Source organism: Hydrogenophaga sp. (assembly GCF_041633695.1).
Lineage (GTDB): Bacteria > Pseudomonadota > Gammaproteobacteria > Burkholderiales > Burkholderiaceae_C > Hydrogenophaga.
This window is the reverse complement of the sequence record NZ_JBFJMY010000005.1, coordinates 19,721-28,500: the sequence shown is the minus strand read 5'-3', so window position 1 is coordinate 28,500 and position 8,780 is coordinate 19,721. Positions and strand designations below refer to the sequence as shown.

Sequence of the window (8,780 nt, the reverse complement as noted above, 5' to 3'; positions counted from 1 at the left end):
TTCTTGCGGTGCTGGAATGTGCGCCAATGCCCAGGGCTGGCGCACACGAGAAGCCATCGGTCAGACGATTTTTTGGCGCTGGATGCCCAGCGGTCCGCCGTCGAGCAGCATCACATCGCCACGCTGCAGGAACTTGGGCGGCTTCATGCCCAGGCCCACGCCCGATGGGGTGCCGGTGATCACCACGTCGCCCGGCAACAGCGTCATGAACTGGCTCAGGTAGGACACGATCTCGGCGACCGAGAAAATCATGTCCGAGGTGTTGCTGCTCTGGCGCTGCTCGCCGTTGACGCTCAGGCTGATCGGGATCGATTGCGGGTCTGGCAGTTCGTCGGTCGTGACCAGCCATGGGCCGATCGGGCCAAAGCCATCGAAGCTCTTGCCCTTGCCCCATTGGGTGCCGCGCTTGGTCTGCCAGTCGCGTTCCGACACGTCGTTGGCCAGGCAATAGCCCGCCACGTGTGACAAGGCCTGGGCCACCGGCACTTTGCGCGCCACGCTGCCCATCACCACGCCCAGCTCCACCTCCCAGTCGGTGGCCTCCGAGTGGTCGGGCATGGTGATGTCGTCGTTCGGGCCGCCCAGCGATGTGAGCGCCTTGGTGAAGACCACCGGTTCTTTGGGAATGTCGAGCCCGGCCTCCATGGCGTGTTGGCGGTAGTTCAGGCCGATCGCGACGAACTGCCGGCTACCGGCCACCGGCATGCCGATGCGGGCGCCTGGCGCAACCAGTGGCATGGCTTCGAGCTGGATCGCGCGCAGGGCGCGCAGCTTCTCGGGCGCCAGCCAGTCGGGTGTCAGGTCGGGCACCAGCAGCGACAGGTCGCGCAGCTGGCCTTGGGCATCCAGCGCACCGGGGCGCTCGGCGCCGACGGCACCGTGTCTGAACAACTTCATGGGTTTCTTTCCTTGGAAATGGGTGCGTCGTGGCACAGGTCGGCATCGGGGGGGGCGCGGCGGCACCGGACACCGGGCTTGGTGCGCGATCGTAGGACGGGGGCGCTGATCGCGGAAGATTCAAAATTTGCGAGACTGATCGCAAACTGGCATCCCATGCGCCTGCGCAGACGCGCCGCCTGGGGTGGAATTCCGCTGGTCGTGCCGACCGGGCGGCATGTGCACCCGAACCCGGCAGGTCAAGGCTGTTTCACCGGTCGATAGCGTCCATGTGCAGCACGGCGCGGCGCATCATGTCGACAAAGTACTCGGCCGCGGGTGTCAATTGCAGTCCGCTGCGCCGCACCAGCGAGATCGGTGGCGCGGGCAGCGGTTCGCGTACCTGGATGATCTCGACGTGGCCGCGCAGCAAGGGCGATTTGATCCATTGCACCGGCACCATCATCAGCAGATCCGAATACACCATGGTGACCAGGAAGGTGAGGGCGGAGTGCGCTTGCATCACCAGCTTGGGCGAGGGCAGGCCGTGGCTGGCAAACAAAGGCCCCAGCTCGTCTTCGGCCACGTGGGTGATGGAGGTGCTGACCCATTCGGCATGCACCAGGTCGCGCAACGAGGTGGCCTGCGCCAGCGGATGCCCCTTGCGGCCCACGATGATGCGGACGTTGTCCAGCATTTTTTCTTTCAGCAAGTCGCCACCCAGGTCGTCCGGCGCGGGGCCGATGTAGCAATCGATGCGGCTCTCCTTCAGGTCGAGCTCGATGTTGGGATAGACCGCGTCGATGATGTCGATCACCACGTCCGGATAGCGGGCGCGAAACGGGCGCAAAGCATTGGGCAACAAGGCGATGTGGGGCACGCTGGAGAGCGCCACCCGCAAATGTCCGTGGGTTTCCCCGCGTAACTGGTCCATCTCTTCTTGCGCCCGGCGCAACTCGTCGCACACGGTGCTGGCCCGGCGCAGAAACACGTTGCCCATGGGGGTCAGGCGAACACCGCCGGGTGTGCGCTGAAACAGCGCCACACCGAGTTCGCGCTCCAGTTCCTGGATGCTGCGGCTCATGGCCGGTTGCGAGCCGCCCACCTGGCGCGCAGCCGCGCGCAGGCTGCCCCGCTCGGCCACGGCCAAAAAGTCCCGAATCGCGTTGAGTTTCATGGTTTGTCTCCGGTAGGGGGGCTGGGGCACAAGCCCTTGCGCGCCGTTTGTGATGACATTTTGACATCGCCATTCGATTTTTATCATCTTCCTGCATACCCCATCGGTTCTTAGCATTCCCTCCTAGACGGCAAATCCAAACGGCAACGGATGGGTTGGGCCACACAACCAACACCAAGGAGACAAACCCATGGGTGAATCAACGGTACGCACCCGCGTGCTGATCGTCGGCGCCGGCCCGGTCGGTATGGCCGCCGCCATCGAGCTCGGCCACCGCGGCATACCTTGCCTGCTGATCGAGCGCAACGACCGCGTCGGCTATGCACCGCGCGCCAAAACCACCAATGTGCGCACCCGCGAACATTTCCGCCGCTGGGGCATCGCCGACAAACTGCGGGCGGCATCTCCCCTGGGGCTGGACTACCCGTCCAACGTGGTGTTCTGCACCCGACTCAGCGGCCACGAACTGACGCGGATTGAAAACGCGCTGTATTGCGCCCCGGGCCGCAACCCCTTGTACTCGGAGCACTCGCAGTGGGTGCCGCAGTACACGGTGGAAGAGGTGATGCGCGAGCACGCGCAGTCTTTGCCCGGCGTGGTGCTGCGCTTTCGCACCGAGCTGAAAAGTTTCTCGCAAGACGCCGACGGCGTGCAGGCCCTGGCCGTGGACCTGGAGTCCCAGCAGGAACTGCGGATCGAGGCGGACTACCTGATCGGCGCCGACGGCGCGCGCAGCCTGGTGCGTGAAACCATCGGTGCCAAGCTGGAAGGCACTTACGGTCTTTCCCGCCACTACAACGTGGTGTTCCGCGCGCCCGGGCTGGCGCAAGCGCACAAGCTCGGCCCGGCCATCATGTATTGGCAGGTCAACGGCGACGCGCCCAGCCTGATCGGCCCTATGGACAGTGGCGACAAATGGTTCTTCATGCCCACCAGCGTGAAGGAGGGCTACAAGCTCGATCCGGCCGACGTGCCGGCACTGATCCGCCAAGCCACCGGTATCGATCTGCCGTACGAAGTTTTGTCCAACGACGAATGGGTGGCCAGCCGCTTCCTGAGCGACTCCTACCGCGACCAACGCGTGTTCCTGGCGGGCGACGCCTGCCATCTGCACCCGCCGTTTGGTGGTTATGGCATGAACATGGGCGTGGCCGACGGTGCCGATCTGGGCTGGAAGCTGGCCGCCGTTTTGCAAGGCTGGGGCGGTGCGCAACTGCTCGACAGCTACGAGCAAGAACGCCGCCCGGTGCACAGCATGGTGCTGGACGAGGCGGTGGCCAACCACAGCATCCTGAGCCACCAGCTCTGGGAAGAAGGGCTGGACGCCGATGGCGCCGAAGGCGCGGCGCGCCGCGCTGCGGTGGGTGGGCGCATCCAGGCCGCCAAGATGCGCGAGTTCAACACCCTGGGTGTGATGCTGGGCTACCGCTACGAGCATTCACCGGTGATCGTGCACGACGGCACGCCCGCGCCGGGCCAGGACTTCGTCAACTACGTGCCGTCGTCGCGGCCCGGCCATCTCGCGCCGCACGCCTGGATGCACGACGGAAGCTCGCTGTACGACCACTTCGGGCAGGGCTTTACCTTGCTCGCCAGCAAGGACGCGCCGTCCGAAGCCATCGACCAGGCGCAGCGGCAGGCCAAGGCCACCGGCATGCCCTTGAAAGTGATCCAGCCCAACGAGGCCGGCATTGCCGAGCTTTACCCGACGCGCTTCACCCTGATCCGCCCGGACCAGCACGTGGCCTGGCGTGCCAATGCCTGGCCGCACGCTACCCACGGCTTGATCGAGCAGGTGAGCGGTCGCGCCAACGCCTTGGTGCCCGCAGGAGTCGCGCGATGACGGCGGCCGCAGTCAACAGCGCCGTCAACGGATCGCGCCGCCCCGGTGTGGTGGCCGTGCATTCGGTGGACCGCTTTGTCTACAGCGTGCCCGACCTCGCCGAAGCGCAGCGCTTTTACCAGCACTTTGGCCTGGACGTTCGCCGCGACGGCCAGCGCCTGGACCTGTACACCTTTGGCCACCCCCACCGCTGGGCCAGCATTTTCGAAGCGGGCGAGCGCAAGCAATTGCAGTACCTGCGCTACGGCATTTTTGCCGAAGACGAAGCGGTGTTCCGCCAGCGCGTGGCCGACCTGGGGATCGGCATCGAGCCGCACGCGCTGGGCGACGAGCAAGGCATCTGGTTGCGCGACGTGGATGGCGTGGCCACGCAACTGGTGGTGGCGCCCAAGGTGTCGCCCTCGGCCAAGACCGTGTTGGCCCACCCGGATGTCGTGCCCCTGGGGCAGGGTGCGGCGCCGTGCCGCAGCCAGGTCCAACCGGTGCACCCGCGCGCGCTATCGCACGTGCTGCGGTTCTCGCCCGATGTGCCGCGCATGACTGCATTTGTGCAAGATGTGCTCGGTCTGCGGTTGTCCGACAAGGCCGCCGACGTGATCGCCTTTGTGCACACGCCGCACGGCAGCGACCACCACCTGGTGGCCTTTGCCCAATCGCACGCGCCGGGCCTGCACCACAGCAGTTGGGAAGTGGGCAGCATCGACGAAGTGGGCAAGGGTGCGGAGCAGATGCGCAACGCGGGCTGGAGCGAAGGCTGGGGCCTGGGCCGCCATGTGCTGGGTTCCAACTACTTCAACTATGTGCGCGATCCTTGGGGCAGCTTCTGCGAGTACTCGTGCGACATCGACTTCGTGCCCGCCGATCTGGACTGGCCGGCTGCCGACCACCCGATGGAAGACTCTCTCTATGTCTGGGGGCCAGCCGTGCCCAAAGACTTCGTCACCAACCACGAACAGCCCGCCCCCTGACCGGGTGCGGCGCACAACGAAAGACACACCATGCGATTGATTGCCTTCAAGAACGAACACGGACATGCCGCACTGGGTGCGCGCATCGGCGACGATGTGGTCGACCTCACCGCGCTGGGCCTGCCCGACACCTTGGACGAGTTGCTGCGCCAGGGCGCTGCAGGTCTGCGCGCCGCGCAAGACGCGCTGTCGAGCGCCACCGTGCGCCGCCCGCTCGCGGGCCTGACCTACCTGCCCCCATTGCAGAACCCGGCCAAGGCCTTTGCCATTGGCCTGAACTACATCGACCATGCCGCCGAAAGCAATTTTGATCCGCCGAAATTCCCGGTGATTTTTCACCGCTACCCATCTTCCTGGGTGGCCCACGGGCAAGCGCTGGTGCGCCCACACATCTCCACCCAGTTCGACTACGAGGCCGAACTGGTGGCCGTGATCGGCACCGGTGGCCGTTACATCGCCAAAGAAAAGGCGCTGGAGCACGTGGCGGGCTACTCGTTGTTCAACGACGGTTCCATCCGCGACCACCAGTTCCGGTCCAATCAGTGGATGATGGGCAAGAACTTCGACCAAAGCGGTGGTTTCGGACCCGAGTTCGTCACCGCCGACGAGCTGCCGCCCGGTGCATCGGGTCTGCAGTTGCAGTGCCGCCTGAACGGACAGGTGGTGCAGAACGCCAATACGCGCGACATGATTTTTGACATCGCCACCCTGGTTTCGGCATGTTCGGAAGCCATGGCCTTGCAGCCGGGCGACATCATCATCACCGGCACCCCGTCCGGCGTCGGCCTGGCACGCAAGCCACCGCTCTGGATGAAGGCCGGTGACGTGTGTGAAGTCGAGCTGGAGGGCGTGGGCGTGCTGCGCAATACCGTCACCGACGAACGCTGAGATTCGGCACGGCCATTTTGTGATCGATATTTTTATAACCAAGACTGGAGACAAACCATGAACCACACCACTTCCCCCTCTGCCCCTCGGCTGGCCAACGGCGCCCGCGTCACCAAACGTGCCTTTCTGGCTCTGGGCGTCTGTCTGGCCGCGGCCAGTTTCGGCGCCGCTTCGGCCGAGACCTATGAGCTCAAGGTCTCGCACTACCTGCCGCCCAACCACACCATGCACAAAGAGCTGGAGCGCTGGGCCGCCGATCTGGACAAAAAATCGGGTGGACGTCTGAAGCTCTCGATCTTTCCTTCGGGCCAGATGGGCCCGGTCACGCGGCAGTTCGATCTGGCCCGCACCGGTGTGGCCGACATCTCGTTCTTTCTGCACGGCGTGATGCCAGGCCGTTTCCCGCTGACCGAGCTGACGCAGGTGCCTTACGCCTTCAACCCCGACGGACAGAACAAACCCCTGAGCGTGGCGCAGGCTTCTGCGGTGGTGACCTCGATGGCCGGTCGCCTGGCCAAAGAGCACGAAGGTACGCGGGTGCTGTATGTGATCGGCCAGGCGAACATTGGCCTGTTTTTCAACAAAAGCACGGTGCGCAAGCCCGAAGACATGAAGGGCATGCGGATTCGGCACAACGGCCCTCTGGCCTCCAAGATGATCAATGCCTGGGGTGCCACGCCAGCCGCGGTCGCGCCGGTGGAGCTGGCCGACGCGCTGGAGAAGGGCGTGATCGACGGCATGACCTTCAACTACGAGGCCGCACAATCGTTCCAAATGGGTTCGGCCGTGAAACACGTGACCGCGATCAATGCTTACGCGGCCACTTTTGGCCTGGTGATGAACGGCAAAAAATACGACGCACTGCCGGCGGATCTGCGCAAACTGATCGACGACACCACCGGTGTGGAAGGCGCACGCCGCGTGGGCGCCCTGTACGACGCGTCGGAAGCCGCTGGGCGCTTGTACATGTTGGAGAACAAGGCCGAGCTGATCGAACCCACGGCCGAAGAGGCCATGGCGTTTCGCAAGCCGGTGATGCCACTGGTTGACGAAACCATCAAAGCCACCGAAGACAAGGGTTGGGCCGCGCGCCCGTTTTATACCGAACTGCGCACCCGCGTTAACGCAGCGAAATGATGAAAGAGCGCAGCATGCTGGGCCAGGCGAGCCGACTCCTGACCGGGGTCGCAGGCATCGCCTTGCTGGTGATGACCTTGTGGACCGTGGTGGACGTGCTCACGCGTTACCTGCTGTCAAAGCCACTCCAGGGTTCGATCGATCTGGTCGAATCCACCCTGGTGCTGGTGGTGTTTCTGGCCTTGCCAGAGTGTTTCCGACGCGAGGAACAGGTGGTGGTTGATGTCGTCGATCATCTGATTCCCGCGCCTGCGGTGGAATACCTCAAGTTGTTCGCCGCCGTCGCGACCCTGCTGTTTCTGGTGGTACTGGGCTACACCGGCATGCAGCCGCTGTTGGACGCTTGGCAGTTCGGGGACCGCAAGCCCGATCTGCCGGTGCCCATCTTTGCTTTGCTGGGCGTGATCCAGGTGGCGATCGCGGTGTCCGTCGTGGTGCTGGGCAGGAAACTGTTCGTGCAACTCAAGCGTGTGGTGCAAGGCGGTGCCGCATGACGCCGGGTATCGTTGGCCTTGTGGGCGTGGCCATGCTGGTGGTCATGATTTTGGGGCGTGTGCCGGTGGCCACGGCGCTCGGACTGGTCGGCGTGGGCGGTTACGCCGCGCTTGAGGGCTGGCCCCGGGCTGCCGCCGTGCTGGGTTCTGTGCCGCTGGAAATGGCGTCGGCTTACACCTTGTCGGTGGTGCCGCTGTTCACGCTGATGGGGGCTTTCGCCACCACGGCCGGTTTGTCCAGCGATTTGTTTCGCGCGGCCAATGCGGTGTTTGCCGGCCGCAGAGGATCCTTGGCGCTGGCGGCGATCGGCGCGTCGGCCGGCTTTGGCGCGGTCTGCGGTTCTTCGTTGGCCACGGCGGCCACCATGAGCAAGGTGTCGATTCCCGAAATGATCCGGGCCGGGTATTCGCCCGCTTTGGCCTCGGGGGCTGTTGCGGCCGGTGGCACCATCGGCATCCTGATTCCGCCTTCGCTGATTCTGATGATCTACGGCATCATCGCGCAGCAATCGGTGGCCAAACTGTTCGCCGCCGCGCTCATTCCCGGCCTGATCCTGACCGCGTTCTATCTGCTCACGGTGGTGGTGACGGTGAAGCTAAAGCCCAGTGAAGCGCCCAAGCTGCCGAGCGCGCAGCCGGGCGACTTGCGGCGCGATCTGTTCCGGGTCTGGGATGTGGCCGCCTTGTTTCTGCTGAGCTTTGGGGGCATTTATCTGGGCTGGTTCAGCCCCACCGAAGCGGCGGCCATTGGCGCCTTTGGTGCCGCCTTGGTGGGCTGGATGCGGCGCCGTCTGCCCGCTGCCCAGGCGTCTGCTTGCGTGAGCGACACGGTGCGGATCACGGCCAATCTGACCTTGATTGTGCTGGGCTCCACCATCTTTTCGTACTTCGTCGTGCAATCGGGCATTGCGAGCACGCTGGTCGAACAGATCGCGGGGCTGGGTGTTTCGCCCACGGTGGTGATGCTGATTCTGGTGGTGTTTTACATCGTGCTGGGCTGCTTCCTCGAAGGCATCGGCATGGTGTTGATCACGGTGCCGATTCTGTTGCCCCTGGTCACGGCGAACCAGTTCGATCCGGTCTGGTTCGGTGTGCTGCTGGTGATCCTGGTCGAGATCGGTCTGATCACGCCACCGGTGGGCATGAACCTGTTCGTGATCCGTGCGCAGGCGCCCAGCATCGGCCTGCCCGACATGTTCCGCGGCGTGTTGCCGTTTCTCGTCGCACCGATTGCCTTGATCGCGCTGTTGCTGGTGTTTCCGCAGGTGGCACTGTGGCTGCCTGGTTTTCTCTGACCCGATAAGCGCACCGCTCGCCTTTCGCTTTTTCTCCATCGGCGCGTTGTAGCGCACCGATGGAGCACCCCCGAGTCCCTGAAGTGGCCACGAAACCGTGGC

General features: G+C 64.5%; 8 protein-coding genes. 6 read left to right on the top strand and 2 right to left on the bottom strand.

All coding sequences use genetic code 11. From position 1 onward, the window contains the following. Positions 1-60: 60 nt before the first annotated feature. The gene (locus ABYB95_RS00765; protein WP_372656505.1) at positions 61-897 is read right to left on the bottom strand and encodes a fumarylacetoacetate hydrolase family protein; all 837 of its coding nucleotides are present in this window, start codon (positions 895-897) and stop codon (positions 61-63) included. A 250-nt stretch (positions 898-1,147) separates the two neighbouring features. Beyond that, the gene (locus tag ABYB95_RS00760) at positions 1,148-2,053 is read right to left on the bottom strand and encodes a LysR family transcriptional regulator (RefSeq protein ID WP_372656504.1); all 906 of its coding nucleotides are present in this window, start codon (positions 2,051-2,053) and stop codon (positions 1,148-1,150) included. 190 nt (positions 2,054-2,243) lie between these two features. Between ABYB95_RS00760 and ABYB95_RS00755 the strand changes: the two genes are divergently transcribed. The 6 genes from ABYB95_RS00755 to ABYB95_RS00730 are packed head-to-tail and all read left to right on the top strand — an operon-like array spanning position 2,244 to position 8,678. Next, positions 2,244-3,896 carry an FAD-dependent monooxygenase gene (locus ABYB95_RS00755; RefSeq protein ID WP_372656503.1) on the top strand — a complete coding sequence of 551 codons (1,653 nt, stop codon included), beginning with the start codon at positions 2,244-2,246 and terminating at the stop codon, positions 3,894-3,896. Further along, on the top strand, positions 3,893-4,864 hold the full coding sequence (locus tag ABYB95_RS00750; protein ID WP_372656502.1) for a VOC family protein: 972 nt from the start codon (positions 3,893-3,895) through the stop codon (positions 4,862-4,864). The genes ABYB95_RS00755 and ABYB95_RS00750 overlap by 4 nt, the downstream gene beginning before the upstream one ends. 30 nt (positions 4,865-4,894) lie before the next feature. Continuing rightward, positions 4,895-5,752 carry a fumarylacetoacetate hydrolase family protein gene (locus ABYB95_RS00745; RefSeq protein WP_372656501.1) on the top strand — a complete coding sequence of 286 codons (858 nt, stop codon included), beginning with the start codon at positions 4,895-4,897 and terminating at the stop codon, positions 5,750-5,752. Between the two features lie 57 nt (positions 5,753-5,809). Continuing rightward, the gene (locus ABYB95_RS00740) at positions 5,810-6,889 is read left to right on the top strand and encodes a TRAP transporter substrate-binding protein (protein ID WP_372656500.1); all 1,080 of its coding nucleotides are present in this window, start codon (positions 5,810-5,812) and stop codon (positions 6,887-6,889) included. Further along, the gene (locus tag ABYB95_RS00735; protein WP_372656499.1) at positions 6,889-7,383 is read left to right on the top strand and encodes a TRAP transporter small permease; all 495 of its coding nucleotides are present in this window, start codon (positions 6,889-6,891) and stop codon (positions 7,381-7,383) included. Before ABYB95_RS00740 ends, ABYB95_RS00735 begins: the two co-directional genes overlap by 1 nt. Continuing rightward, positions 7,380-8,678 carry a TRAP transporter large permease gene (locus tag ABYB95_RS00730; protein ID WP_372656498.1) on the top strand — a complete coding sequence of 433 codons (1,299 nt, stop codon included), beginning with the start codon at positions 7,380-7,382 and terminating at the stop codon, positions 8,676-8,678. Before ABYB95_RS00735 ends, ABYB95_RS00730 begins: the two co-directional genes overlap by 4 nt. Positions 8,679-8,780 lie beyond the last annotated feature (102 nt).

Bases quoted from the DNA above. Each gene is read 5' to 3' on its own strand.
- ABYB95_RS00765 (WP_372656505.1), bottom strand. From the start codon at position 897: ATGAAGTTGTTCAGACACGGTGCCGTCGGCGCCGAGCGCCCCGGTGCG.
- ABYB95_RS00760 (WP_372656504.1), bottom strand. From the start codon at position 2,053: ATGAAACTCAACGCGATTCGGGACTTTTTGGCCGTGGCCGAGCGGGGC.
- ABYB95_RS00755 (WP_372656503.1), top strand. From the start codon at position 2,244: ATGGGTGAATCAACGGTACGCACCCGCGTGCTGATCGTCGGCGCCGGC.
- ABYB95_RS00750 (WP_372656502.1), top strand. From the start codon at position 3,893: ATGACGGCGGCCGCAGTCAACAGCGCCGTCAACGGATCGCGCCGCCCC.
- ABYB95_RS00745 (WP_372656501.1), top strand. From the start codon at position 4,895: ATGCGATTGATTGCCTTCAAGAACGAACACGGACATGCCGCACTGGGT.
- ABYB95_RS00740 (WP_372656500.1), top strand. From the start codon at position 5,810: ATGAACCACACCACTTCCCCCTCTGCCCCTCGGCTGGCCAACGGCGCC.
- ABYB95_RS00735 (WP_372656499.1), top strand. From the start codon at position 6,889: ATGAAAGAGCGCAGCATGCTGGGCCAGGCGAGCCGACTCCTGACCGGG.
- ABYB95_RS00730 (WP_372656498.1), top strand. From the start codon at position 7,380: ATGACGCCGGGTATCGTTGGCCTTGTGGGCGTGGCCATGCTGGTGGTC.